The sequence below is a fragment of the Enterobacter sp. E14S genome (genome assembly GCF_055666685.1).
The window spans coordinates 63,981-90,411 of sequence record NZ_JBVODQ010000012.1 but is presented as its reverse complement, the minus strand read 5'-3'; the positions used below and the strand labels follow the sequence as shown (position 1 = coordinate 90,411).

The following is a 26,431-nucleotide window of genomic DNA, read 5'->3' as shown; positions in this document are numbered from 1 at the left end:
TGATATCGCGCATCCGGCACAATAAGAGAGATGACAATGACATCGTTACGACACACAGCTTTGGGTCTGGCACTGGGTCTGGCTTTTGCGACGAACGCAATGGCTGTCACCACCATTCCGTTCTGGCATTCCATGGAAGGGGAGTTGGGTAAAGAAGTTGACTCCCTGGCGCAGCGTTTCAACGACACCCACCCGGATTACAAAATTGTGCCGGTGTACAAAGGTAACTACGAGCAGAGCCTGAGCGCGGGCATCGCCGCCTTCCGTACCGGTAACGCACCTGCGCTGTTGCAGGTTTATGAAGTGGGTACCGCCACCATGATGGCCTCCAAAGCCATCAAACCGGTGTATGAAGTGTTCAAAGAAGCTGGCATCAACTTCGATGAGTCGCAGTTCGTGCCGACCGTAGCGGGTTACTACACCGATTCCAAAACCGGCCACCTGCTGTCTCAGCCGTTTAACAGCTCCACGCCGGTGCTGTACTACAACAAAGACGCTTTCAAAAAAGCCGGTTTAGACCCGGAGCAGCCGCCAAAAACCTGGCAGGACCTGGCGGAGTACACCGCGAAGCTAAAAGCTGCGGGGATGAAGTGCGGCTACGCCAGCGGCTGGCAGGGCTGGATCCAGATTGAAAACTTCAGCGCCTGGCACGGCCTGCCGGTGGCGACCAAAAACAACGGCTTCGACGGCACCGACGCGGTACTGGAGTTCAACAAGCCGGAGCAGGTGAAGCATATCGCGCTGCTTGCCGATCTGAACAAGAAGGGCGACTTCAGCTACTTCGGACGTAAAGACGAATCCACCGAGAAGTTCTACAACGGCGACTGCGCCATTACCACCGCCTCTTCCGGCTCGCTGGCGGATATCCGTCACTACGCCAAATTCAACTACGGCGTGGGCATGATGCCGTACGACGCTGACGTGAAGGGCGCGCCGCAGAACGCCATCATCGGCGGGGCGAGCCTGTGGGTGATGCAGGGTAAAGACAAGGGCACCTACAAAGGCGTAGCCGAATTCCTCGACTTCCTGGCGAAGCCTGAAAACGCCGCCGAATGGCATCAGAAGACCGGCTACCTGCCGATCACCAAAGCCGCGTACGACCTGACCCGCGAGCAGGGCTTCTACAGCAAGAACCCGGGCGCGGACATTGCGACGCGTCAGATGCTGAACAAGCCGCCGTTGCCGTTCACCAAAGGCCTGCGTCTGGGCAACATGCCGCAGATCCGCACCATCGTGGATGAAGAGCTGGAAAGCGTGTGGACCGGGAAGAAAACGCCACAGCAGGCGCTGGACTCTGCGGTAGAGCGCGGGAATCAGCTGCTGCGCCGCTTTGAGCAGTCGACCAAATCGTAAAAAAATGCCCGGTGACGCGCAGCGTTCCGGGCTTACGGATTAATGCGGCCTGATGCCCTCACCCCAACCCTCTCCCACAGGGAGAGGGAGAAAACCGAAATCGCCAGGAACCAAATCTCAATGTCATCATCCCGTCCGGTGTTCCGTTCCCGCTGGCTGCCTTATCTTCTGGTCGCGCCGCAGCTGGTCATCACCGTTATCTTCTTTATCTGGCCTGCGGGCGAAGCGCTGTGGTACTCGGTACAAAGCGTCGATCCGTTCGGGCTTTCCAGCCAGTTTGTTGGCCTGGACAACTTCACCGCGCTGTTCCATGACGGCTACTATCTGGACTCCTTCTGGACGACGATCAAGTTCAGCGCGCTGGTCACCGTGAGCGGCCTTATTGCCTCGCTGTTCTTCGCCGCGCTGGTGGATTACGTGGTACGCGGCAGCCGCCTGTATCAAACGCTGATGCTGCTGCCTTACGCCGTGGCTCCCGCCGTCGCCGCCGTACTGTGGATCTTCCTGTTTAACCCGGGGCGCGGGTTGATTACCCATTTCCTGGCCGAACTGGGCTACGACTGGAACCATGCCCAGAACAGCGGTCAGGCGATGTTCCTGGTGGTGTTCGCCTCGGTGTGGAAGCAGATCAGCTACAACTTCCTGTTCTTCTTTGCCGCGCTGCAGTCCATTCCGCGCTCGCTGGTGGAAGCCGCGGCAATTGACGGCGCAGGGCCCATTCGTCGCTTCTTCAGGCTGTCGCTGCCGCTGATCGCCCCGGTGAGTTTCTTCCTGCTGGTGGTTAACCTCGTGTACGCCTTCTTCGACACCTTCCCGGTGATCGACGCGGCGACCGCAGGCGGCCCGGTGCAGGCGACCACGACGCTTATCTATAAGATCTATCGCGAAGGTTTCGCCGGTCTGGATCTCTCCGCCTCCGCCGCGCAGTCGGTCGTACTGATGTTCCTCGTCATCATCCTCACGGTGGTGCAGTTCCGCTATGTCGAAAGTAAGGTGCGCTACCAATGATTGAGAACCGTCGCGGGCTGACGATTTTCAGCCATACCATGCTGATTTTAGGGATTATCGTCATCCTCTTCCCGCTGTACGTGGCGTTTGTCGCCGCCACGCTGGACACCAAAGCGGTGTTCGACACGCCGATGACGCTGATCCCCGGCGGGCATCTGTTCGAGAACATGAAGACCATCTGGACCCAGGGCGTGGGCGCCAACAGCGCGCCGTTCTGGCTGATGATGCTCAACAGCTTCATCATGGCGTTTGGCATTACGGTCGGCAAAATTACGGTGTCGATGCTTTCGGCCTTCGCCATCGTCTGGTTCCGCTTTCCGCTGCGTAACCTCTTCTTCTGGATGATTTTTATCACCCTGATGCTGCCGGTGGAGGTGCGTATCTTCCCGACGGTAGAAGTGATCGCCAACCTGAAGATGCTCGACAGCTACGCGGGCTTAACCCTGCCGCTGATGGCCTCGGCGACCGCCACCTTCCTGTTCCGCCAGTTCTTTATGACCCTGCCGGACGAGCTGATTGAAGCGGCGCGCATCGACGGCGCGTCGCCGATGCGCTTCTTCCGCGACATCGTGCTGCCGCTGTCGAAAACCAACCTTGCGGCGCTGTTTGTGATCACTTTTATCTACGGCTGGAACCAGTACCTGTGGCCGCTGCTGATTATTCAGGACGTCAACCTCGGCACCGCCGTGGCGGGCATCAAAGGCATGATCGCCACTGGCGAAGGCACCACCCTCTGGAACCAGGTGATGGCGGCGATGCTGCTCACCCTTATCCCACCCGTAGTCATTGTTTTAGCCATGCAGCGCGCGTTTGTCCGCGGCCTGGTCGATAGCGAGAAATAAGATGGCAGGTTTAAAACTTCAGGCAGTAACCAAAAGCTGGGATGGCAAAACCCAGGTGATTCAGCCGCTGACGCTCGACGTGGCGGACGGAGAATTCATCGTGATGGTCGGCCCGTCCGGCTGCGGCAAATCCACCCTGCTGCGCATGGTGGCGGGGCTGGAGCGCGTGACTTCCGGGGATATCTGGATTGACCGCCAGCGCGTCACCGAGATGGAGCCTAAAGACAGAGGCATTGCGATGGTGTTCCAGAACTACGCACTCTATCCGCACATGAGCGTGGAAGAGAACATGGCCTGGGGGCTGAAAATCCGCGGCATGGGCAAAGGCCATATCGACGAGCGGGTGAAAGAGGCGGCGCGAATTCTCGAGCTGGACGGCCTGCTGAAGCGCCGCCCGCGCGAGCTCTCCGGCGGCCAGCGCCAGCGCGTGGCGATGGGGCGCGCCATCGTACGCGATCCGGCGGTATTCCTGTTCGACGAGCCGCTCTCTAACCTCGACGCCAAGCTGCGCGTGCAGATGCGTCTTGAGCTGCAGCAGCTGCACCGTCGGCTGAAAACCACCTCCCTGTACGTGACCCACGATCAGGTCGAAGCCATGACCCTCGCCCAGCGCGTGATGGTGATGAACAAAGGCATCGCCGAGCAGATTGGCACTCCGGTGGAAGTGTACGAGAAACCGGCCACCCGCTTTGTGGCGAGCTTTATCGGCAGCCCGGCAATGAACCTGCTGGAAGGGCGTATCAGCAGCGCGGGCACGCATTTTGAGCTGGAAAGCGGGATGGCGTTGCCGATCAACTGGTACTATCGTGGCTACGCCGGGCGTAAGATGACGCTCGGTATCCGCCCCGAGCATATCGGTTTAACCTCTCAGGCGGACGGCGGCGTGCCGCTGGTGATGGACACGCTGGAGATGTTGGGTGCAGATAACCTGGCGCACGGGCGCTGGGGCGAACAAAAAATGGTGGTGCGCCTGGCACATCAGGAGCGCCCGAAAGCAGGCAGCACGCTGTGGCTGCACCTGCCGGAAAACCATCTGCACCTGTTTGACGGTGAAACAGGACAACGAGTATGAGCAACTGGCCTTATCCCCACGTCGTCGCCCACCGGGGCGGCGGTAAGCTGGCGCCGGAGAACACCCTGGCGGCGATTGACGTTGGCGCGCGCTACGGTCACACGATGATCGAGTTCGACGCCAAGCTGTCGAAAGACGGCGAAATTTTCCTGCTGCATGACGATAACCTCGAACGCACCAGCAATGGCTGGGGCGTGGCGGGCGAGCTGCCGTGGCGCGATCTGCTGAAGGTGGACGCCGGAAGCTGGTACAGCGGCGAATTCAAAGGCGAACCGCTGCCGCTGCTGGCGGAAGTGGCCGATCGCTGTCGCCAGCACGGCATGATGGCCAATATCGAAATCAAACCGACCACCGGCACCGGGCCGCTGACGGGCAAAGTCATTGCCCTTGCCGCGCGCGAACTGTGGGAAGGGATGACCGCGCCGCTGCTGTCATCATTTGAAATCGATGCGCTGGAGGCCGCACAGGCGGCCGTACCGGAGCTGCCGCGCGGGCTGCTGCTTGACGAGTGGCGCGAGGACTGGCGCGAGCTGACGGCACGCTTAGCGTGCGTTTCTATCCATCTCAACCACAGGCTGCTGGATGAGGCGCGGGTGAAGATGCTGAAGGACGCAGGCCTGCATATTCTGGTCTACACGGTTAACAAACCCCAGCGCGCAGCCGAACTGCTGCGCTGGGGCGTGGACAGCATCTGTACCGATGCAATCGACCTGATCGGCCCGGACTTTAGTTCTGCGGATTAAGCATACTGCCATTCGACTGCGGCGGCAGCATGTGCTGCTGTCCGCTGCCTGACGACGTCATTCCCCCTAACATCCCGCCGTTTTTATTCGGCAGCGGCTGCTCGCGCATCTGCCCCTGCTGCACGCGCTGGGTGTTGGCGTTCATCTGATTTTGCAGGCTTTGCTGCTGCATCTGGGTCTGCGTTTTAAGCTGCTGATTAAGCATCCCTTTCTGCTGCTGTTGCTGGCTCATCATCTCCGTCTGCATACGCTGCTGGCTCGGGATAACGTAACCCTGCTGGTTCGGGTTGTTCAGGGTGTTGAGTGGCTGTGCGAGCGCGGCAAACGGGATCAGCGCCGTAAGAATCAATAAGCGTTTCATTGTCATTTCCTCCTTTTGAGGTCTCTCTTAAGTTTACCCCGATTTCACCATGACGATGATTTTTTAGGAGTTGTGAACCAGGCTTAAGCGGGGAATATGGATCCCTTCACCTGGAGAACAATAATGATGAAACCAACGTTTTTGCGCTGGGTCGCCATCGCCGCGCTGATGGCAGGCGGTACATTTAGCGTGGCGGCCAACCCGCCAGCGGCGCCTCCGGTCTCTTACGGCGTGGAGGAAGATGTTTTTCATCCCGTGCGGGCAACCCATGGCATGGTGGCGTCAGTGGATGCGCTGGCAACAAAAGTGGGCGTCGATATTCTCAGGCAGGGCGGTAACGCGGTGGATGCAGCGGTCGCCGTCGGCTATGCGCTGGCGGTGACGCATCCGCAGGCGGGAAACCTGGGCGGCGGCGGCTTTATGATGCTGCGCACCAAAGACGGCAAAACCACCGCCATCGATTTTCGCGAAATGGCGCCTTCTCAGGCGTCACGCGATATGTTCCTCGACGATCAGGGTAACCCTGACAGCAAAAAATCCCTGACCTCGCATCTCGCCACCGGCACGCCGGGCACCGTTGCGGGCTTCTCGCTGGCGCTGGAAAAATACGGCACGATGCCGCTGAACAAGGTGGTGCAGCCTGCCATCAAGCTGGCGCGCGACGGCTTTGTGGTAAACGATGCGCTGGCGGACGACCTCAAGACCTACGGCAGCGAAGTGATTCCGAATCACGAAAACAGCAAGGCCATCTTCTGGAAAGGCGGCGAGCCGCTGAAGAAGGGCGACAGGCTGGTGCAGAAGAACCTCGCCAAAAGCCTGGAGCTGATTGCGGAGCACGGTCCGGACGCCTTCTACAAAGGGGCGATTGCCGACCAGATTGCCGAAGAGATGCAGAAGAACGGCGGGCTCATCACCAAAGCGGATCTGGCGGAATACAAGGCGGTGGAGCGCGAGCCAATTAGCGGCACCTATCGCGGCTACGAGGTCTTCTCCATGCCGCCGCCGTCCTCCGGCGGGATCCACATCGTGCAGATCCTCAATATTCTCGAAAACTTCGATATGCACAAGTTCGGCTTCGGCAGCGCGGACGCCATGCAGGTGATGGCGGAAGCGGAAAAACGCGCCTACGCCGACCGGTCTGAATATCTCGGCGATCCGGACTTCGTGAAGGTGCCGTGGCAGGCGCTGACCAACAAGGCGTATGCCAAATCCATTGCCGATCAGATTGACATCAACAAGGCCAAACCGTCGAGCGAGATCCGCCCCGGCAAGCTGGCGCCGTATGAAAGCAACCAGACCACCCACTTCTCGGTGGTGGATAAAGACGGTAACGCGGTGGCGGTGACGTACACGCTCAACACCACCTTCGGCACCGGGATTGTGGCGGGCAACAGCGGCATTCTGCTGAACAACGAGATGGATGACTTCTCTGCCAAACCGGGCGTGCCGAACGTCTACGGGCTGGTGGGCGGCGATGCGAATGCGGTAGGGCCGAAGAAGCGTCCGCTGTCGTCCATGTCGCCCACCATTGTCGTGAAAGACGGGAAAACCTGGCTGGTAACCGGCAGCCCTGGCGGGAGCCGTATTATCACCACCGTGCTGCAGATGGTGGTGAACAGCATCGACTTTGGGATGAACGTCGCCGAAGCGACCAATGCCCCGCGTTTCCACCACCAGTGGCTGCCGGACGAGCTGCGCGTCGAGAAGGGCTTTAGCCCGGACACCATCAAGCTGCTGGAGCAGCGCGGACAGAAGGTGGCGGTGAAAGAGGCGATGGGCAGCACCCAGAGTATTATGGTCGGGCCGGATGGGGCGCTGTTTGGCGCGTCGGATCCGCGTTCGGTAGATGATTTGTCGGCGGGGTATTGATGGTTTGCCGGGTGGCGGATTCGCCTTACCCGGCCTACGTTTTTCATGCCCTCTCCCTGTGGGAGAGGGTTAGGGTGAGGGCAACAAACTACTTCATTCGCGCCATATAATACGCGTCCACATACTCGCCGTTGCGCAGGGCATAGCGTTTGCCGGTGCCTTCAATTTCGAACCCGTGTTTTTTGTACACCGCAATCGCCGGTTCGTTATCGACAAATACCGTCAGCTCAATGCGGTCAACGCGCAGCCAGTTATCGCACATATCAATCATGGTGCGCATCAGAGCGCTGGCAACGCCCCGGTTTTGCCATTGCGCGCCGACACAAATCCCAAAATCAGCCACATGGCTGCGGCGCGGGCGTTGCGCGACGACGATGCACAGATGGCCAGCTACATGACCGTCTATGCAGGCGACGAGCTGCTTGATTCCGGGCTGGTCGGATAGCCGTTCTTGCCACATTTGCTCAGAGGGATGAGGAACCTGTAGCGTGTTGTGGTACACCTCCGGCTGGGCGTGGATCTGACGAATGGCGTCATAATCTTTCGGTTCCGCATGGCGTATCACTATCTCACTCATTCCTTATTCCTCAGTCAGTTAAACGTCCCTTCCAACATCAATGACTTTAAAATTTGAGTCAACCGCTATTTTTTGCAAAAAGTATTGGACAAGTGCGAATGAGAATGATTATTATTGCCCTGCATTCAGGAAGACCGCTACGGGAACCTGAAAGCACGACATTGCTCACATTGCTTCCAGTATTACTTTAGCCAGCTTTTAGCTGGCTTTTTTTTTGTTATGGTTAGACTCAGTAACCTTCCAAAAGGACTGAGCCATGACACTACATTGCGCATTTATTGGATTTGGTAAAAGTACGACCCGCTACCACCTGCCGTATGTTCTCAACCGTAAAGACAGCTGGCACGTCGCGCACGTCTTCCGCCGCCGCGCGAAGCCGGAAGAGCAATCCCCGCAGTATTCTCATATCCATTTCACCAGCGATCTTGATGAAGTTCTTAACGACCCGCAGGTCAAACTGGTTGTCGTCTGCACGCACGCCGACAGCCACTTCGACTATGCGAAACGCGCGCTGGAAGCGGGCAAAAACGTGCTGGTGGAAAAACCGTTCACTCCGACCATCGCCGAAGCAAAAGAGCTGTTCGCGCTGGCGAAAAGTAAAGGCCTGACCGTTACGCCGTATCAGAACCGTCGCTTTGACAGCTGCTTCCTGACGGCGAAAAAGGCGATTGAAAGCGGCAAGCTGGGCGACATTGTGGAAATCGAAAGCCACTTCGATTACTACCGTCCGGTAGCGGAAACCCAACCCGGCCTGCCGCAGGACGGCTCGTTCTATGGTCTGGGCGTGCATACCATGGACCAGATCATCTCCCTGTTTGGCCGACCGGATCATGTCGCATACGACATCCGCAGCCTCCGTAATAAAGCCAACCCGGACGACACCTTTGAAGCACAGCTGTTTTACGGCGACCTGAAGGCCATCGTCAAAACCAGCCATCTGGTGAAAATCGACTATCCGAAATTTATCGTTCACGGAACCCGAGGCTCGTTCATCAAGTACGGCATCGACCAGCAGGAGACCAGCCTGAAGGCCAACATCATGCCGGGTGAGCCGGGCTTTGCGGCGGATGATTCCGTGGGCATTCTGGAGTACGTGAACGATGAGGGCGTGACGGTCAGGGAAGAGATGAAACCGGAAATTGGCGACTATGGCCGCGTCTACGATGCGCTGTATGAAACTCTCACAACCGGCGCGCCGAATTACGTCAAGGAATCTGACGTTCTGACCAACCTGGAAATCCTCGAGCGGGCCTTCGAGCAGGCTTCTCCTGCCACGGTAACCCTCGCGAAATAAGCAAAAACGGCTCCTCTGCGCTTGTTCATAATTTTTGAACAGAGGAGTCAATTTTCACCCTCTATGATCCCAGGCGGTTTGCGTCCACACTTACTCCATCGAAACGAACTGAGGGTGAAAACAATGATCTACTTACGCAAAGCAAACGAACGTGGTCACGCGAATCATGGCTGGCTGGACTCATGGCATTCATTCTCGTTTGCCGACTACTACGACCCGAACTTCATGGGCTTCTCCGCACTGCGCGTGATTAACGACGACGTGATTGATGCAGGCCAGGGCTTCGGTACCCACCCGCACAAAGACATGGAAATCCTGACCTATGTGCTGGAAGGGGCGGTTGAGCACCAGGACAGCATGGGTAACAAAGAGCAGGTTCCGGCGGGCGAGTTCCAGATTATGAGCGCGGGTACCGGGGTGCGTCACTCCGAGTACAACCCGAGCAAAACGGAAAAACTGCACCTGTATCAAATCTGGATCATTCCAGAAGAGACCGGCATCACGCCGCGCTACGAGCAGCGCCGCTTCGACGCGAAACAGGGCAAACAGCTGGTGCTGTCCCCGGATGCGCGTGAAGGTTCTCTGAAGGTTCATCAGGATATGGAGCTGTACCGCTGGGCGCTGGCGAAAGACGAACAGTCTGTGCACCAGATTGCCGCCAACCGCCGCGTCTGGATCCAGGTGGTGAAAGGTGAAGTGTCCATCAACGGCACCAAAGCGACAACCGCCGATGGCCTGGCCGTCTGGGATGAGCAGGCGCTCTCCGTGCATGCCGACAGCGAAAGTGAAATTCTGCTGTTTGACCTGCCGCCGGTGTAATAAATCATAAATAAATGCCCATCCTTCCCTTTGACAGGGGAAGGATGGGCTTTGTCCGTGATAAACTGAGCAAATCTCTCACTTCAAGATTTCTCAGGACGATGAAAAAGAAACGCCCCGTACTTCAGGATGTCGCCGATCGCGTCGGTGTGACCAAAATGACGGTCAGCCGTTTTTTACGTAACCCGGAACAGGTTTCCGTGGCGTTACGTGGCAAGATTGCCGCTGCCCTTGATGAACTGGGTTATATCCCCAACCGCGCGCCCGATATTCTTTCCAATGCGACAAGCCGTGCGGTGGGCGTCCTGCTTCCTTCCCTGACCAACCAGGTTTTCGCCGAAGTTTTGCGCGGTATTGAAAGCGTCACCGATGCTTTTGGCTATCAGACCATGCTCGCCCACTACGGGTACAAGCCGGAGCTGGAAGAGGAACGTCTTGAATCGATGCTTTCCTGGAACATCGACGGCCTGATTTTAACGGAACGTACCCACACTGCCCGCACGCTTAAAATGATCGAAGTGGCCGGTATCCCGGTGGTGGAGCTGATGGACAGCCAGTCGCCGTGCCTCGACATCGCCGTGGGGTTCGATAACTTCGAAGCGGCGCGCCAGATGACGGCGGCCATCATCGCCCGTGGGCATCGTCATATCGCCTATCTGGGTGCGCGTCTTGATGAACGTACTATCATCAAACAGAAGGGATACGAGCAGGCGATGCTCGACGCGAACTTAATCCCCTACAGCGTGATGGTGGAGCAGTCCTCTTCCTATACGTCGGGTATTGAGCTGATGCGTCAGGCACGACGCGAGTATCCGCAACTGGACGGTATTTTCTGCACCAACGATGACCTTGCGGTCGGCGCGGCGTTTGAGTGTCAGCGTCTGGGGCTCAAGATCCCTGATGATATGGCAATTGCCGGTTTCCATGGCCACGACATTGGCCAGGTGATGGAGCCGCGGCTGGCGAGCGTCCTGACCCCGCGTGAACGTATGGGCCGCATTGGCGCAGAACGCCTGCTGGCGCGCATTCGTGGCGAGACGGTTACCCCAAAAATGTTAGATTTAGGTTTCACCTTGTCACCGGGTGGATCTATTTGAACTGACAAATTTGAAGTAGCTCACACTTATTCACTTCGCGCACGTTTGGATATTGCTTCTCTTTTGCCCCGGCAGGACAATGTTACCGATAACTGTTACCCGTAACAATTGACTGAGGGACACCCTTTGAGCACGACTAATCACGATCACCACGTCTACGTCCTGATGGGCGTTTCCGGTAGCGGGAAATCAGCCGTAGCCAGCGAAGTGGCGCATCAACTCCAGGCTGCGTTCCTTGATGGCGACTTCCTCCATCCGCGCAGCAACATCATGAAAATGGCCTCAGGCGAGCCGCTGAACGACGACGACCGCAAACCGTGGTTGCAGGCGCTGAATGACGCCGCGTTCGCCATGCAGCGCACCAACAAAGTCTCCCTGATCGTCTGCTCTGCACTGAAAAAAACTTACCGCGACCTGCTACGCGACGGCAACCCGAACCTCTCTTTCATCTACCTGAAAGGGGATTTCGAGGTGATTGAAAGCCGCCTGAAGGCGCGTAAAGGTCACTTCTTCAAAACCCAGATGCTGGTGACGCAGTTCGAAGCGCTGCAGGAGCCGGGCGAAGATGAGAAAGACGTCTTAGTGGTTGATATCGATCAGTCACTGGAAGGTGTTGTTGCCAGCACCATCGAGGTCATTAATAAAAGGCAGTAAGTTTTGAGTACATTAACGCTAGTTTTGACAGCAGTGGGTTCCGTGTTGCTGCTGCTGTTTTTAGTGATGAAGGCGCGTATGCACGCTTTTGTCGCTTTGATGGTGGTTTCTATAGGTGCAGGTCTCTTTTCCGGTATGCCGCTCGACAAGATCGCCGCGACGATGGAAAAAGGGATGGGAGGCACGCTGGGCTTCCTGGCGATTGTGGTCGCCCTTGGCGCGATGTTTGGCAAGATTTTGCACGAGACGGGCGCGGTCGACCAGATTGCCGTCAAAATGCTGAAATCCTTCGGCCACAGCCGCGCGCACTACGCGATTGGTCTGGCTGGCCTGATTTGCGCGCTGCCGCTGTTCTTCGAAGTGGCCGTAGTGCTGCTGATAAGCGTCGCGTTCTCCATGGCGCGCCATACCGGCACTAACCTCGTGAAGCTAGTTATTCCGCTGTTTGCGGGCGTGGCGGCGGCCGCAGCGTTTCTGCTGCCTGGGCCTGCGCCGATGCTGCTGGCGTCCCAGATGCACGCTGACTTTGGCTGGATGATCCTTATTGGCCTGTGCGCGGCAATCCCGGGGATGATTATTGCCGGTCCGCTGTGGGGCAACTTCATCAGCCGTTACGTTGAGCTACACATTCCGGACGACATCACCGAGCCGCACCTGGGCGAGGGCAAAATGCCGTCCTTCGGCTTCAGCCTGTCGCTGATCCTGCTCCCTCTGGTTCTCGTGGGTCTGAAAACCATCGCCGCGCGCTTTGTGCCGGTGGGTTCCAGCGCCTACGAATGGTTCGAGTTCATCGGTCACCCGTTCACGGCGATCCTGGTGGCCTGTCTGGTGGCGATTTACGGCCTGGCGATGCGCCAGGGGATGCCAAAAGACCGGGTGATGGAGATCTGCGGTGCCGCGCTGCAGCCTGCGGGTATTATCCTGCTGGTGATCGGTGCCGGCGGCGTGTTCAAGCAGGTGCTGGTGGATTCCGGCGTGGGTCCGGCCCTGGGCGAAGCGCTGACCGGGATGGGCCTGCCGATTGCGGTAACCTGCTTCGTACTGGCCGCGGCGGTGCGTATCATCCAGGGTTCCGCAACCGTGGCGTGTTTAACCGCCGTGGGTCTGGTGATGCCGGTGATTGAACAGCTGAACTACTCCGGTGCGCAGATGGCCGCGCTGTCTATCTGTATCGCGGGCGGTTCGATTGTGGTCTCTCACGTTAACGACGCAGGCTTCTGGCTGTTCGGTAAATTTACCGGTGCCACCGAAGCGCAAACCCTGAAAACCTGGACGCTGATGGAAACCATCCTCGGTACGACGGGTGCGATTGTCGGGATGATAGCCTTTACGCTGCTGAGCTGAGGGCGGTGATTTAACAAGGCTCAAAAATAAGGCCCGGTAGCGTTAACGCTTACCGGGCCTTTCTATTATGCAGAACGCCAGGCCGGGTCAGGTGAAGCCACCACCCGGCTTTTTCACATCACTCGCCCTGCGTCGCGCTCTCAATCGTTAAACGCACGTCCGAGGTGATCAGCTCTGCCAGCATCTGGTACACCTTCAGCGTCTCTTCCGGCTCGGCATCGCCCGTATCGCTGATAAAGCCTTCGTCACGCAGCGTCAGCACCAGAGAGCTGAAGACCGCCTTGTCGAAGAATTCAGGGGCGTTAATGCCGTGCAGAACCGACAGGCGCTGTGCCAGCGTCCGGCTCTCTTTCTCCAGCGTACCGCGGTTGATAGACGGGTTCGCACTCAGCAGCCAGAACGTAATGGCGTAGCGCTGCAGCGTTTCGCGCGCACCGGCCGCAAGCAGTTGCAGGGTTCGGGAACGCGACGGATTGATGTGCAGCTCGTCATTTGAGACGGTGATCAGCCCCTGACGACGCAGCTCTTCCGTCAGTTTGTCCAGTTCGCCCGCCAGCTCGTCCTTGCTCCAGCGCAGGAACAGCTCCGCTTTCAGCATCGGATAGAGCGTCTCAACGTGACGCAATAGCTCCTGACGCGAAATACGGCGATGCTGGGTGATGATAGCCGCCATAAGCGACGGCAGCATCAGCATATGGGTGATGTTGTTGCGGTAGTAGGTCATCAGCACTGCCTGCTCGCGCGGCAGAATGATGATGTCGCCGATCGTGTCCTTTTCGACTTCAAACTTGTTCATCTGCAGCGCGTGATCGATAAGCTCACTGGCGGTAGCAGAAGGCACGGTTGAATCAACGGAATACGGCACGTTGCGCATCATGTCCAGATAGCAATCCAGCTGCTCCGTGAGCTGTTCGCGGGTCAGCGAGCGCTGACGCGAAGCCAGAAGCGCCGTACAGCACAGGTTCATGGCGTTAGCCGCACCGGCGTTGTTAATACGCACCATCAGCTCGGACGCGATGCCGTTGACCGTTGGCGTCAGCCAGGCCGGACGAATCGCTTCGATAGGATCGATGGACTCGCGCCACTCGGGAACGTGATGGTTCAGATACGTCATTAGCGGCATCGGTTCGCCGAAGTTCACGTAGCCCTGACCGAGATTGCGTAGCTTGCTCAAACCGCGCAGCATCTGCGGCAGGCTCTCTTTCTCTTTGGTCGCACCGCGCAGCTCTTTGGCGTACGTGCCCACTTCCATCACGTGCTCATAGCCAATGTAGATTGGCACCAGCGTGATTGGACGGGTTCCTCCGCGCAGCATCGCCTGAATGGTCATCGACAGCGTGCCGGTCTTCGGATCGAGCAGACGTCCGGTACGGGAACGACCGCCCTCCACGAAGTATTCAACGGAATAGCCGCGGCTGAACAGCTCGCCCAGATATTCGCGGAACACGGTGGAGTAGAGCTTATTGCCCTTGAAAGTACGACGGATAAAGAACGCGCCCAGGCGGCGGAAAATCGGACCTGCTGGCCAGAAATTCAGGTTGATACCGGCAGCAATGTGCGGCGGTACCAGACCCTGGTGATAGAGCACGTAGGAAAGAAGCAGGTAGTCCATGTGGCTGCGGTGGCAGGGAACATAGACAATCTCATGGCCATCATGCGCCAGCTGACGCACACGTTCGGCATTATGAACGTTGATGCCCTGATACAGGCGGTTCCAGGTAAAGCCGAGAATACGATCGGACAGGCGAATCATCTCGTAAGAGAAGTTCGCTGCAATCTCTTCCATCAGCGCAATGGCGTTCTGCTGGGCTTTCTCATGCGAGATTTTCTTGCTGCGCGCTTCGTCTTCAACGGCGCGGGCAATCGCTTTGGAGGCCAACAGCTTGTTGAACAGATCCTGACGCGCCGGGAGACGCGGCCCTACGGCAGCCAGGCGCTGGCGGGCGAAGTGCATACGCGCCACGCGCGCCAGTTTTTGCGCGATGATCTTGTCGGTGCCGTGCTCGTCCGCCATTCGACGCAGCGAAACGGAAGGGGAGAAACGCACAAAGCTGTCGCGTCCCAGCCAGGAGACCGCGAAGAACTTCTGGATGCCGTTAAGCATGCGCAGCGGCGGGTTCTCTTCACCTTTTTCACGGCCCGGACGACGACCAAACATCACCGATACCGGCACCATCTGCACATCCAGATCGGGGTTGCTGCGGTGCAGGTCGAGATAGTCGTGGAACAGCTTGATGGACTCTTCTTTTGGCGTGTAGTAGGTAAACACGCGCGGTCCACCGTGAATGAACACGTAGCGCGGCAGCAGCGTACCGTCAACTTCAAGCGGTTCAAGCGGGTCCGGTAAGTCATGCGCCAGACACTGGGCGCGAAGCGTCAGTAAGTCTGCCTTCGAGTTATAAGGCAAAACGTACATAATAGGACGCGACGTATCGAGCCCTAATTCCAGCGCGGGTTCTGCTGGGATAGACTTGCTTTTTACCAGGATGCTTAATGGTAAATTAAGTAATTTGTAGTAAATTCGTGGCCAGCCGGACATAAACGATGTAAAGCCTCTGGTTAATAATGCAATTGCGGCGCAAGGATAACAGAAAGCGCGCAAAATTTCTGTTGTTACCCGTCATACTTCAGGCTGTAGCGAAACGCGCTACAGTTCCTGTTACTGACGCTTTTTTTCATAAAAGGTTCTTTTAATGGCCAATAATACCACTGGGTTAACGCGTATCATCAAAGCCGCCGGCTATTCATGGAAAGGTTTCCGTGCCGCGTGGATCAACGAAGCCGCCTTTCGCCAGGAGGGCGTCGCCGCTATCATCGCGGTGATCATCGCCTGTTTCCTTGATGTTGATGCTATTACCCGCGTACTTCTTATCGGTTCCGTGCTTCTGGTGATGATAGTGGAAATTCTTAATAGCGCTATTGAGGCCGTTGTTGATCGCATTGGTTCAGATTTCCACGAGCTTTCTGGCCGCGCAAAAGACATGGGCTCTGCTGCCGTGTTGCTGGCGATTATCACTGCTGTTATCACCTGGGTCACCCTGCTTTGGTCACATTTCCGATGAGCCTCGAGGAATAATTAAGTCCCTGGTTTTTTGTGCAGTTTTTGGTTCCAAAATCGCCTTTGACTGTATATACTCACAGCATAACTGTATATACACCCAGGGGGCGGAATGAAAGCGTTAACGACCAGGCAGCAAGAGGTGTTTGATCTCATCCGGGATCATATCGGCCAGACGGGTATGCCACCCACGCGTGCGGAAATCGCGCAGCGTCTGGGCTTCCGTTCTCCGAATGCTGCCGAAGAACACCTGAAAGCGCTGGCGCGTAAAGGCGTGATTGAGATTGTTTCAGGCGCGTCACGCGGTATCCGCCTGTTGGTGGAAGAAGAGACGGGCATTCCGCTGATAGGCCGTGTTGCTGCCGGTGAGCCTTTACTGGCACAGCAGCATATTGAAGGCCATTACCAGGTCGATCCTGGCATGTTCAAACCGAGTGCTGATTTCCTGCTGCGCGTTAGTGGTATGTCGATGAAAGACATCGGTATTCTTGATGGCGATCTACTTGCGGTGCACAAAACGCAGGATGTGCGTAACGGCCAGGTAGTTGTCGCGCGCATTGATGATGAAGTTACCGTCAAGCGTCTGAAAAAACAGGGTAACACCGTTCAGCTGCTGCCTGAAAACAACGAGTTCTCTCCGATTGTGGTCGATCTCCGCGAACACAACTTCTCTATCGAAGGACTGGCGGTTGGGGTCATTCGCAACGGTGAATGGCTGTAATCTCTTGCTGACAGGCTATGGCGCCGCTGTAGCCTGCTTCATTCTCGACTCCCGGTATTTTTCATGTCACTGCTGACGGCATCCGATAAGGCATTGTGGCGTCTTGCTCTGCCGATGATTTTCTCCAATATCACCGTTCCCTTGCTGGGTCTGGTCGATACTGCCGTTATTGGTCACCTTGATTCACCTGTTTATCTTGGCGGCGTGGCGATTGGCGCGACGGCAACCAGCTTCCTGTTTATGCTGCTGCTCTTTTTGCGCATGAGCACCACCGGGCTCACGGCACAGGCTTATGGTGCTAAAGATCCGCGGCGTCTGGCGCGCGCGCTGGTCCAGCCGCTGATCCTTGCGCTTGGCGCGGGGGCGTTAATCGTTTTATTACGTGCGCCTCTTATCGACCTTGCGCTCCACGTTGTCGGTGGCAGCGAGGCGGTACTGGCGCAGGCGCGACGTTTCCTTGAAATTCGCTGGCTCAGCGCACCCGCCTCGCTGGCAAATCTGGTTCTGCTGGGGTGGCTACTGGGCGTTCAGTACGCCCGCGCGCCCGTGATTTTGCTGGTGGTGGGTAATCTGCTCAACATTGTTCTGGACGTCTGGCTGGTCATGGGTCTGCATATGAACGTGCAGGGCGCGGCGCTGGCGACGGCGATTGCCGAATACGGGACCTTTATCATTGGCTTGTGGATGGTCCGGCGTGTGCTGGCCATGCGCGGGATCTCCCTGGCGCTGCTCAAAACCGCATGGCGCGGCAATATCCGTAAGCTGCTGGCGCTCAACCGTGACATCATGCTGCGCTCGCTTCTTCTTCAGCTCTGCTTCGGCGCGCTGACGGTTTTCGGGGCTCGACTGGGGCCGGAAATCGTTGCGGTGAATGCGGTATTGATGACGCTTCTGACCTTTACCGCCTATGCGCTGGACGGATTTGCCTACGCGGTTGAAGCGCATTCCGGGCAGGCGTACGGCGCGCGCGAAAGCGGGCAGCTTCGGGAGGTGTGGCGGGCTGCCTGCCGTCAGTCGGGGCTGGTGGCGCTGGCCTTTGGTCTGGTTTACGCCTGCTTCGGTGAGCAAATCGTTGCATTGCTTACCTCTCTCCCTGCGCTGCGCGAGCTGGCGAGTCACTATCTCATCTGGCAAGTCATCTTACCGGTGGTCGGCGTCTGGTGTTATCTGCTGGACGGCATGTTCATTGGTGCGACGCGCGGAGCGGAAATGCGTAACAGCATGGCGGTCGCTGCGGCCGGATTTGGCCTGACGCTCCTGACGCTTCCCTGGCTGGGTAATCACGGTTTGTGGCTGGCCCTGGCCGTTTTCCTCTCGCTGAGAGGGATATCCCTGGCTTTTATCTGGCACCGTCACTGGCAAAACGATACCTGGTTCCCTTCACGTCACGATATATCGTGACGGTTAAAGATTCCGAATATGAAATCAACTGCCGAATCCTTAACTACAATAATTATCACGTCCAGCAGAAAAGAACGTAACGGACGTTACGACCCGACGCTTAACTAAGAGGACACGATGATGAATAAAGACGAAATCGGCGGCAACTGGAAGCAGTTCAAAGGTAAAGCGAAAGAACAGTGGGGTAAGCTGACCGATGACGATATGACCGTCATTGAAGGTAAACGCGATCAGCTTGTCGGTAAAATTCAGGAGCGTTACGGCTACGCGAAAGACCAGGCGGAAAAAGAAGTGGGCGACTGGGAAAAACGCAACGACTACCGCTGGTAACCGGGCTATACCCGCAAGTACAAGGAAGTACACCCTGAGGGCGGCCATGAGCCGCCTTTTCTTTTGCCGCTAACGCGGCTTTTTCTTCACCAGGATAGAGTGGTCGTGCTGACATGCGTCCTGATGACGGCAGGCTTCCACCTCCACGCACGCGGAACAGAGCCCGTGCGCTTCAATCACGTTATGACGCAGGGCAAAGCCCATTTTCGCTGCCAGCGTATGCATAATATCTTCCACGCCTTCCGCAGCCTCTTCTTTCACCACGCCGCAGCGGTCACAGATAAACATCGCCGATGTGTGGGTGGGCTGATCGAACAGATGGCATAGCACATAGCTGTTTGTGGACTCAACTTTATGCACGAATCCTTGTTCCAGCAGGAAATCCAGGGCGCGATACACGGTCGGTGGTTTCGCCTGCGGCTCGCTTTCGCGGAGCAGGTCGAGCAGATCGTAAGCGCTGATGGCACCCTGCTGCAGGCTCATCAGACGTAATACTTCAAGGCGCTGCGGAGTCAGGCGCACATTGCGTTGCGCGCACAGCTTTTCGGCCTGCGCTAACAGCTCTTTTGTGGACTTATCCATTTAGCACCCCGGATGTTATAGGACGGAAACCCCCACTTTATCATGTTCTGGTAAAAACGCCGAGATCCGCCAGTCTGTGCTATACCTGACCCATTGCAAAACGGGAAATAAACAATGAAAAAACCTGACTGTATTCGGCACTGGCGCGACGTTGAAGGCGCGGATGATTCGACCTATCCAGATAGCGATGAGCGTTTTTCTATCGGCGCCCCGTTGGCTCGCAAGCTTGGGCTCGGGCGCATTGGTATCCATCACGAGCGTTTACCGCCCGGGCGCAGGACGTCCTATCCGCATGCGGAAAGCGATGAAGAAGAGTTCGTTTATGTGCTCGAAGGTCATCCAGAAGCGTGGATTAATGGCTATTTATGGAAACTTGAACCGGGCGACAGCGTGGGGTTTCCTGCCGGAACCGGTATTTGCCACACCTTTATCAACAACACGGATGAAGAGGTGCGGTTACTGGTCGTTGGCGAGGCCAACAAGAAGCACAACCGCATCTACTATCCGCTCAACCCCGTGTATGCCGCTACCCGTGAGGATCGCTGGGTAGACCACCCGCCCCAGTTTTTTGGACCGCATGATGGAAAACCTGGGAAAAAATAATTTCCTCTTCTATAAATATTGAGGGCCGTCACAAAATATAACAGGCCGTAAGGGAGTTTTACTTAGGGATAGAAATAGCGGGTCTTTTACTACTTATTCACAGCAATAGTTCGTTCCTGTTTGGGTGATAACAGACAGGGGTTATTTCATAACAGACTATAACGGGCATACTGTGAAAAAAAATTTTAAATTTTCGGTGGTTAGTATCGCTGTTTCCTTGTTTATGGCAAATCAGGCGGGAGCAGCCAATACCTGGACAGAATCACGTAGCGACGCAATGGGTGGCACTGGCGCTGCCTCCGGGAGCTATGGTAGCGGGGCGTTAATCAACCCCGCGTTGCTGGCAAAGGCAAAACCGGACGATGATGTGACGGTCATTTTGCCGTCCGTTGGCGTACAGGTGACGGATGAGGACAATCTGCAGGACGAGATTGATACCATCAACGACAAAATCAATCACTATAAGGATGTGGTTGATGACCTCACGCCAAGGGAGATCATCACCAATCCGTTAGGTTCCATTAATCAATTCCAGGGCGCGGCCAAAGATCTGGCCGATGAGCTGGACTACCTCAAGGGCAAAACCGCACGCGCGACGGCAGGTGCAGGGCTTGCCGTGAGTATCCCTAACGATGTGCTTTCCGTGGCCTTTATGGCGAAAGGCTATGCACATGGCCGGGTGAACTCGTCTATCGATCAGCAAGATATTGATTATCTGCGCGGTATTCAACAAAGCAAAGTGGTGGCTGCCGGTGTTGCTCTGGACGCTGCGCTGAACGGCACGGATCAGATTACTAAAAACCTCAACTCAACGGCGTCTGGCCGGGCAGCGATTGTGTCCGACTATGGTGTTGCCGTTGCCCGTCAGTTTGACCTCGGCGGCGTCCCGGTTTCCGTAGGCGTGACGCCAAAGCTGCAAAAAACCTGGGTCTATAACTACACCACGTCAATCTACGATTACGACAGTAATAAGTGGAACGACAGCCGCTACCGCACGGACGACACGGGCTTTAACGTCGATGCCGGTATTGCGGCTGATTTCGGCGAACACTGGACGGTTGGCGTGAGCGGGCAAAACCTGATGTCGCGCGATATCGACACCAAAGATATCCGTATCCGCAACGGCCGGACGGGAGAAGTGGTGAGCTACAAAGACACCTACCAGATCCGTCCGCTGGTGACCGCCGGCGCCGCCTGGCATAACGACCTGGTGACGCTGACCGCCGATGGCGATCTGACGGAAACCAAAGGCTTCAAGAGCGAAGATACGTCGCAGTACGTGGGGGTCGGTGCTGAGGTTACGCCGCTCAGCTGGCTGGCGGTGCGTGCGGGTTATCGCGCGGACGTGAAGGGTAACGACAGCAATGTCTTTACCGGCGGTGTCGGCTTCGCGCCGTTCAGTACCGTTCATGTTGACCTGATGGGCCTGTACGGCGAGGATGAAACCTGGGGCGCCGGGGCTCAGCTGAGCATGACGTTCTAAAGTCCACCGGAGGCGCTGCGCCTCCGGCTTTTCTTTGTGCTATAGTAGCGCCCCTTTTCCACCAGATGCTTAAAACTTCGCCATGTCGTCAGAATTACAGACCGCTTTCCCTGCACACCGTTTCTCCATTGCGCCGATGCTCGACTGGACGGACAGACACTGCCGCTACTTCCTGCGCCAGCTCTCCCGCCATACGCTGCTGTACACCGAAATGGTGACCACGGGCGCAATCATTCACGGGAAGGGCGACTATCTGGCCTTTAGCGAAGAAGAGCATCCGGTTGCCCTGCAGCTGGGCGGCAGCGATCCGGCCGCGCTGGCGCAGTGCGCGAAGCTGGCAGAAGAACGCGGCTACGACGAGATCAATCTGAACGTTGGCTGCCCGTCCGACCGCGTGCAAAACGGCATGTTTGGCGCCTGTCTGATGGGGAATGCACAGCTGGTAGCTGACTGTATCAAGGCGATGCGCGATGCGGTCTCCATTCCGGTCACGGTCAAAACCCGTATCGGCATTGACGACCAGGACAGCTACGAATTCCTGTGCGACTTCATCAACACGGTATCCGGGAAAGGCGAGTGCGAGATGTTCATCATCCACGCGCGAAAAGCCTGGCTCTCCGGCCTCAGCCCGAAAGAGAACCGTGAGATCCCGCCGCTGGACTATCCGCGCGTGTATCAACTGAAGCGTGACTTCCCGCACCTGACGATGTCCATCAACGGCGGCATCAAGTCGCTGGAAGAGGCCAAAGCGCATCTGGCGCATATGGATGGCGTGATGGTCGGCCGCGAGGCGTATCAGAATCCGGGCATTCTGGCGACGGTCGATCGCGAAATCTTTGGTATCGAAGGCGCGGACACCGATCCGGTTGCCGTCGTGCGTGCCATGTACCCCTACATTGAGCGTGAGTTGAGCAATGGCACTTATCTTGGCCATATCACTCGCCATATGCTTGGCCTGTTCCAGGGTATTCCGGGCGCGCGCCAGTGGCGCCGCTACCTGAGCGAGAATGCGCATAAAGCCGGTGCCGATATTGAGGTGCTGGAACATGCGCTGCGACTGGTGGCAGACAAGCGATAACTTTCGCTAAAAGTTCGTCAAATTCACCACGCCCTGCGAACGTTCGCGGGGCGTTTTTCTTTAATAACAACAGCTTAATACTGGCATGATTCTTGTAATGCTGACTGCATTACTCGGGAACTCGTGGGAGAGCACCATGCTGGAACTACTTTTTGTGATTGGCTTTTTTGTCATGCTGTTAGCGACAGGCGTTTCGCTGCTCGGCATTCTGGCGGCTATCGTGGTGGCGACGGTGGTCATGTTTATTGGCGGACTGTTTGCGCTGACGATCAAACTGTTGCCGTGGCTACTGCTGGCCATTGCGGTCGTGTGGGTGATTCGGGCGATTAAAGCGCCAAAAGTGCCCAGTTATCAGCGCAATAACCGCTTCCGTTACTAAGGTATTGAGGGGTTCGTCACATACTTGTAACTTTTCCGGCGGCATGGCTTAGAACAGAATAGGATTTAGTTATCGAATCTGTCACTATGACTGCCGTTAAAGAATTCATCGAGCTGTACCCTACATACAGCCGAACTAAAAAAAGAAAGGGCTTCCCACGGGAAGCCCAATTTCTTTTTGGGTCTCAGGGAATCAACAAGCTCGATCCCTGCGTCGCCCGGCTCTCCAGCACCTCATGCGCGCGCTGCGCATCGGTTAGCGCGTATTTCTGCGCATCTGCCACATCCACTTTGATGACGCCGCTGGCGATCAGCGAGAACAGCTCGTTGCTGGCTTCCTCAAGTTCTTCCCGGTTGGTGATGTATCCTTGCAGGGAAGGGCGAGTCACATACAGCGAACCTTTCTGGTTCAGTATGCCGAGGTTAACGCCGGTTACTGCGCCTGACGCATTGCCGAAGCTGACCATCAGACCACGGCGCTGCAGACAGTCCAGCGACGCTTCCCACGTGTCTTTCCCCACAGAGTCATACACCACGCGCACTTTTTTGCCGCTGGTGATCTCCTTCAGCCGCTCAACAATGCTCTCTTCACGGTAGTTAATCACCTGCCAGGCGCCTGCCTGCAGCGCGCGCTGCGCTTTTTGTGCATTTCCGACCGTGCCGATCAGCTTCGCGCCCAGTGCTTTTGCCCACTGACAGGCGATGAGCCCGACGCCACCCGCTGCGGCATGGAACAGGAACTGCTCGTCGGGCTTAATTTCATAGGTTTTGCGCAGCAGGTAGTAAACCGTCAGGCCTTTCAGGAATGACGCCGCTGCCTGCTCAAAGGAGATGGCGTTAGGCAGCAGGGCGGCTTTATCCGCCGGAACGTTGTGGACGGAGCTGTAAGCGCCCAGCGCAGACTGCGCGTATACCACGCGGTCGCCCTCTTTAATATGCTTAACCGCGCTGCCCACTTTGACGACGACCCCGGCCGCCTCGGTGCCCAGGCCGCTCGGCATTGACGGCGGCGGGTAGAGACCGCCGCGAATATAGGTGTCGATGTAGTTAATGCCGATGGCTTTGTTTTCAACCTGCACTTCGTTTTCGCCAGGCGCGGCAGGTGTGAACTCCACCGCTTTCAGTACGTCTGGCCCACCGTGTTTCTGGAATTCAATGCGCGTTGCCATGCTCCCTCCGTAAGAAAAATATGGTAATCTTTCGACCCACTCTTTATCTCGGTAACTCCATTCACTATGGCAGGAAACAAACCCTTCAACAAACAGACTGAACCTCGCGAGCGTGATTTCCAGGTCGCAGGGTTAAAGGTCCCGCCGCACTCGATTGAAGCGGAACAGTCGGTGTTGGGCGGTTTAATGCTGGATAACGAGCGCTGGGACGACGTCGCCGAGCGCGTCGTGGCGGAAGATTTCTACACCCGCCCGCACCGCCACATCTTTACTGAAATGGCGCGTCTGCAGGAATCGGGCAGCCCGATCGACCTGATCACGCTCGCGGAATCGCTGGAGCGTCTTGGTCAGCTCGACAGCTGCGGCGGGTTTGCCTATCTGGCGGAACTGTCAAAAAACACGCCTAGTGCAGCGAACATCAGCGCTTATGCCGATATCGTGCGCGAACGAGCCGTCGTCCGCGAGATGATCTCGGTGGCGAATGAGATCGCCGAGGCCGGTTTTGATCCGCAGGGGCGCACCAGCGAAGACCTGCTCGACCTGGCTGAATCCCGCGTCTTTAAAATCGCCGAAAGCCGCGCCAATAAAGACGAAGGCCCAAAAAACATCGCCGATGTCCTCGACGCCACCGTTGCCCGTATCGAACAGCTGTTCCAGCAGCCGCACGACGGTGTGACCGGGGTAAACACCGGCTATGACGATTTGAACAAGAAAACCGCCGGCCTGCAGCCGTCGGATTTGATTATCGTCGCCGCGCGTCCGTCGATGGGTAAAACTACCTTTGCGATGAACCTCGTCGAAAACGCGGCGATGTTGCAGGATAAGCCGGTGCTGATCTTCAGCCTTGAGATGCCCTCCGAGCAGATTATGATGCGTTCTCTGGCGTCGCTGTCGCGCGTAGATCAGACCCGCATTCGTACCGGCCAGCTCGATGATGAAGACTGGGCGCGCATCTCCGGCACCATGGGCATTCTGCTGGAAAAACGTAACATCTATATCGATGACTCCTCCGGCCTGACGCCGACGGAAGTGCGCTCCCGCGCGCGCCGTATCGCCCGTGAACACGGCGGCATCGGCCTCATCATGATCGACTACCTTCAGCTGATGCGCGTCCCGTCGCTTTCCGACAACCGTACGCTTGAAATTGCGGAGATTTCCCGCTCGCTCAAGGCGTTAGCCAAAGAGTTGCACGTGCCGGTAGTGGCGCTGTCGCAGCTGAACCGCTCCCTGGAACAACGTGCCGACAAGCGCCCGGTCAACTCCGACCTGCGTGAGTCCGGCTCCATCGAGCAGGATGCCGACTTAATCATGTTTATCTACCGTGATGAGGTTTATCACGAGAACAGCGACCTGAAGGGGATCGCCGAAATTATCATTGGTAAGCAACGTAACGGCCCGATCGGGACGGTGCGTCTGACCTTTAACGGACAGTGGTCGCGTTTCGACAACTATGCCGGTCCTCAATATGATGATGAGTAATTTCTAAGGAATTCAAATGCAAGCGGCAACTGTTGTGATTAACCGCCGCGCTCTGCGACACAACCTGCAACGTCTGCGTGAACTGGCGCCCGCCAGCAGGCTCGTTGCAGTCGTGAAAGCGAACGCTTACGGACACGGTCTTCTTGAGACCGCGCGAACGCTCCCCGATGCCGACGCCTTTGGCGTCGCCCGTCTCGAAGAAGCCCTCCGCCTGCGCGCGGGCGGCATTACCCAACCCATTCTGCTCCTCGAAGGCTTTTTCGAAGCCAGCGATCTGCCGACCATTGCTGACCAGCATCTGCATACCGCGGTACATAACGAAGAACAGCTCGCCGCACTCGAAACCGCCAAGCTGAGCGAGCCGGTGACCGTCTGGATGAAGCTCGACACGGGCATGCATCGTCTGGGCGTGCGTCCGGAAAGCGCGGAAGCGTTTTATCAGCGTTTATGCCGGTGCAAAAACGTGCGTCAGCCGGTGAATATTGTCAGCCACTTCGCCCGCGCCGATGAGCCCGAGTGCGGTGCGACCGAGCGCCAGCTGGATATCTTTAACACCTTCTGCGAAGGCAAGCCGGGGATGCGCTCGATTGCGGCATCCGGCGGTATTCTGCTGTGGCCGCAGTCGCATTTCGACTGGGCGCGACCGGGCATCATTCTCTACGGCGTGTCGCCGCTGGAGAATAAACCCTGGGGGCCGGACTTTGGCTTCCAGCCGGTCATGTCGCTGGTCTCTAACCTGATTGCCGTGCGTGACCATAAAGCGGGCGAGCCGGTGGGCTACGGCGGTACCTGGACCAGCGAGCGTGATACCCGTCTCGGTGTGGTGGCGATGGGCTATGGTGACGGTTATCCGCGCGCCGCGCCGTCGGGCACGCCGGTTCTGGTCAACGGTCGCGAGGTGAAGATCGTCGGCCGCGTGGCGATGGACATGATTTGTGTCGATCTGGGGCCTGAAGCCCAGGATAAGCCCGGTGACGACGTCGTGATGTGGGGCGAAGGTTTGCCCGTCGAACGCATTGCTGAAATTACGAAAGTGAGTGCTTACGAACTTATCACGCGCCTGACGTCAAGGGTGGCGATGAAGTACATCGACTGAGACTTGCAGATAGTCGTCCA

Annotated in this window: 26 protein-coding genes; 21 read left to right on the top strand and 5 right to left on the bottom strand. The window is 57.1% G+C overall.

All coding sequences use genetic code 11. The features are described from left to right. Positions 1-36: 36 nt before the first annotated feature. The 5 genes from ugpB to ugpQ all read left to right on the top strand — a co-directional run bounded on the left by ugpB (position 37) and on the right by ugpQ (position 5,018). The gene (gene ugpB, locus ACZ6J2_RS19510; protein WP_023310025.1) at positions 37-1,353 is read left to right on the top strand and encodes a sn-glycerol-3-phosphate ABC transporter substrate-binding protein UgpB; all 1,317 of its coding nucleotides are present in this window, start codon (positions 37-39) and stop codon (positions 1,351-1,353) included. Between the two features lie 120 nt (positions 1,354-1,473). Beyond that, positions 1,474-2,361 (top strand): sn-glycerol-3-phosphate ABC transporter permease UgpA, encoded by an 888-nt coding sequence (gene ugpA, locus ACZ6J2_RS19505; RefSeq protein WP_238458432.1) that lies wholly within the window; start codon positions 1,474-1,476, stop codon positions 2,359-2,361. After that, entirely contained in the window at positions 2,358-3,203 is an 846-nt protein-coding gene (ugpE, locus tag ACZ6J2_RS19500; RefSeq protein WP_028015153.1) for a sn-glycerol-3-phosphate ABC transporter permease UgpE, read from the top strand. Before ugpA ends, ugpE begins: the two co-directional genes overlap by 4 nt. 1 nt (position 3,204) lies before the next feature. Continuing rightward, positions 3,205-4,275 (top strand): sn-glycerol-3-phosphate import ATP-binding protein UgpC, encoded by a 1,071-nt coding sequence (locus tag ACZ6J2_RS19495; protein WP_080329950.1) that lies wholly within the window; start codon positions 3,205-3,207, stop codon positions 4,273-4,275. Further along, positions 4,272-5,018 (top strand): glycerophosphodiester phosphodiesterase, encoded by a 747-nt coding sequence (gene ugpQ, locus ACZ6J2_RS19490; RefSeq protein WP_029742186.1) that lies wholly within the window; start codon positions 4,272-4,274, stop codon positions 5,016-5,018. The genes ACZ6J2_RS19495 and ugpQ overlap by 4 nt, the downstream gene beginning before the upstream one ends. Here the strand turns inward: ugpQ and ACZ6J2_RS19485 are convergent. Then, positions 5,002-5,379, bottom strand: a complete 378-nt coding sequence (locus ACZ6J2_RS19485) for a DUF2756 family protein (RefSeq protein WP_471726471.1) — start codon at positions 5,377-5,379, stop codon at positions 5,002-5,004. The two genes, ugpQ and ACZ6J2_RS19485, sit on opposite strands and share 17 nt — an antisense overlap. A 123-nt stretch (positions 5,380-5,502) precedes the next feature. On the opposite strand from ACZ6J2_RS19485, the gene ggt reads away from it, so the two are divergent. Then, on the top strand, positions 5,503-7,248 hold the full coding sequence (gene ggt, locus ACZ6J2_RS19480; RefSeq protein WP_072210884.1) for a gamma-glutamyltransferase: 1,746 nt from the start codon (positions 5,503-5,505) through the stop codon (positions 7,246-7,248). Between the two features lie 88 nt (positions 7,249-7,336). On the opposite strand, the gene yhhY is transcribed toward ggt, so the two are convergent. Continuing rightward, the gene (gene yhhY, locus ACZ6J2_RS19475) at positions 7,337-7,825 is read right to left on the bottom strand and encodes an N-acetyltransferase (RefSeq protein WP_045143059.1); all 489 of its coding nucleotides are present in this window, start codon (positions 7,823-7,825) and stop codon (positions 7,337-7,339) included. Positions 7,826-8,081: 256 nt separating this feature from the next. Between yhhY and ACZ6J2_RS19470 the strand changes: the two genes are divergently transcribed. The 5 genes from ACZ6J2_RS19470 (at position 8,082) to gntU (ending at position 13,033) form a co-directional block, all read left to right on the top strand. After that, complete coding sequence (locus ACZ6J2_RS19470) at positions 8,082-9,119, top strand: oxidoreductase (RefSeq protein ID WP_325760879.1); 1,038 nt, start codon at positions 8,082-8,084, stop codon at positions 9,117-9,119. 123 nt (positions 9,120-9,242) lie between these two features. Beyond that, a complete protein-coding gene (locus tag ACZ6J2_RS19465) occupies positions 9,243-9,938 on the top strand; it encodes a pirin family protein (RefSeq protein WP_003861565.1) in 696 nt (231 codons plus the stop codon). 101 nt (positions 9,939-10,039) lie between these two features. Next, positions 10,040-11,035 carry a gluconate operon transcriptional repressor GntR gene (gntR, locus tag ACZ6J2_RS19460; protein WP_213751942.1) on the top strand — a complete coding sequence of 332 codons (996 nt, stop codon included), beginning with the start codon at positions 10,040-10,042 and terminating at the stop codon, positions 11,033-11,035. 126 nt (positions 11,036-11,161) lie between these two features. Then, positions 11,162-11,689, top strand: coding sequence for a gluconokinase (gntK, locus tag ACZ6J2_RS19455; RefSeq protein WP_008503362.1), 528 nt, complete (start codon positions 11,162-11,164; stop codon positions 11,687-11,689). A gap of 3 nt (positions 11,690-11,692) precedes the next feature. Beyond that, the gene (gene gntU / locus ACZ6J2_RS19450; RefSeq protein ID WP_010436459.1) at positions 11,693-13,033 is read left to right on the top strand and encodes a gluconate transporter; all 1,341 of its coding nucleotides are present in this window, start codon (positions 11,693-11,695) and stop codon (positions 13,031-13,033) included. A gap of 118 nt (positions 13,034-13,151) precedes the next feature. Here gntU and plsB read toward each other — a convergent pair whose 3' ends face one another. Beyond that, positions 13,152-15,572 (bottom strand): glycerol-3-phosphate 1-O-acyltransferase PlsB, encoded by a 2,421-nt coding sequence (plsB, locus tag ACZ6J2_RS19445; RefSeq protein WP_023334157.1) that lies wholly within the window; start codon positions 15,570-15,572, stop codon positions 13,152-13,154. A 154-nt stretch (positions 15,573-15,726) separates the two neighbouring features. Here plsB and ACZ6J2_RS19440 point away from each other — a divergent pair, with 154 nt between their 5' ends. The 4 genes from ACZ6J2_RS19440 to ACZ6J2_RS19425 all read left to right on the top strand — a co-directional run bounded on the left by ACZ6J2_RS19440 (position 15,727) and on the right by ACZ6J2_RS19425 (position 18,543). Continuing rightward, positions 15,727-16,095: a diacylglycerol kinase gene (locus tag ACZ6J2_RS19440; RefSeq protein ID WP_023334158.1), complete on the top strand. Its 369-nt coding sequence runs from the start codon at positions 15,727-15,729 to the stop codon at positions 16,093-16,095. A gap of 108 nt (positions 16,096-16,203) precedes the next feature. After that, positions 16,204-16,812, top strand: a complete 609-nt coding sequence (gene lexA, locus ACZ6J2_RS19435) for a transcriptional repressor LexA (protein ID WP_023310039.1) — start codon at positions 16,204-16,206, stop codon at positions 16,810-16,812. A gap of 63 nt (positions 16,813-16,875) precedes the next feature. Beyond that, positions 16,876-18,213 (top strand): MATE family efflux transporter DinF, encoded by a 1,338-nt coding sequence (gene dinF, locus ACZ6J2_RS19430; protein ID WP_471726470.1) that lies wholly within the window; start codon positions 16,876-16,878, stop codon positions 18,211-18,213. Between the two features lie 120 nt (positions 18,214-18,333). Continuing rightward, positions 18,334-18,543 carry a CsbD family protein gene (locus ACZ6J2_RS19425; RefSeq protein ID WP_014830284.1) on the top strand — a complete coding sequence of 70 codons (210 nt, stop codon included), beginning with the start codon at positions 18,334-18,336 and terminating at the stop codon, positions 18,541-18,543. Between the two features lie 69 nt (positions 18,544-18,612). Here the strand turns inward: ACZ6J2_RS19425 and zur are convergent, their stop codons facing one another. Beyond that, on the bottom strand, positions 18,613-19,125 hold the full coding sequence (gene zur / locus ACZ6J2_RS19420; protein WP_008503369.1) for a zinc uptake transcriptional repressor Zur: 513 nt from the start codon (positions 19,123-19,125) through the stop codon (positions 18,613-18,615). 114 nt (positions 19,126-19,239) lie between these two features. On the opposite strand from zur, the gene ACZ6J2_RS19415 reads away from it, so the two are divergent. From ACZ6J2_RS19415 to pspG, 4 genes are all read left to right on the top strand, one after another. After that, positions 19,240-19,728 carry a cupin domain-containing protein gene (locus ACZ6J2_RS19415; protein WP_023310041.1) on the top strand — a complete coding sequence of 163 codons (489 nt, stop codon included), beginning with the start codon at positions 19,240-19,242 and terminating at the stop codon, positions 19,726-19,728. A gap of 172 nt (positions 19,729-19,900) precedes the next feature. Next, on the top strand, positions 19,901-21,211 hold the full coding sequence (locus ACZ6J2_RS19410; protein WP_471726469.1) for a conjugal transfer protein TraF: 1,311 nt from the start codon (positions 19,901-19,903) through the stop codon (positions 21,209-21,211). A gap of 82 nt (positions 21,212-21,293) precedes the next feature. Beyond that, entirely contained in the window at positions 21,294-22,289 is a 996-nt protein-coding gene (dusA, locus tag ACZ6J2_RS19405; protein ID WP_471726468.1) for a tRNA dihydrouridine(20/20a) synthase DusA, read from the top strand. 136 nt (positions 22,290-22,425) lie between these two features. Beyond that, entirely contained in the window at positions 22,426-22,668 is a 243-nt protein-coding gene (gene pspG, locus ACZ6J2_RS19400) for an envelope stress response protein PspG (RefSeq protein WP_023310044.1), read from the top strand. A 184-nt stretch (positions 22,669-22,852) separates the two neighbouring features. Here pspG and ACZ6J2_RS19395 read toward each other — a convergent pair whose 3' ends face one another. Further along, positions 22,853-23,836, bottom strand: coding sequence for an NADPH:quinone reductase (locus ACZ6J2_RS19395; RefSeq protein WP_471726467.1), 984 nt, complete (start codon positions 23,834-23,836; stop codon positions 22,853-22,855). A 66-nt stretch (positions 23,837-23,902) separates the two neighbouring features. Here ACZ6J2_RS19395 and dnaB point away from each other — a divergent pair, with 66 nt between their 5' ends. After that, positions 23,903-25,315 (top strand): replicative DNA helicase, encoded by a 1,413-nt coding sequence (gene dnaB, locus ACZ6J2_RS19390; RefSeq protein ID WP_023310046.1) that lies wholly within the window; start codon positions 23,903-23,905, stop codon positions 25,313-25,315. A 16-nt stretch (positions 25,316-25,331) separates the two neighbouring features. After that, positions 25,332-26,411 carry an alanine racemase gene (gene alr / locus ACZ6J2_RS19385; RefSeq protein WP_045888345.1) on the top strand — a complete coding sequence of 360 codons (1,080 nt, stop codon included), beginning with the start codon at positions 25,332-25,334 and terminating at the stop codon, positions 26,409-26,411. Positions 26,412-26,431 lie beyond the last annotated feature (20 nt).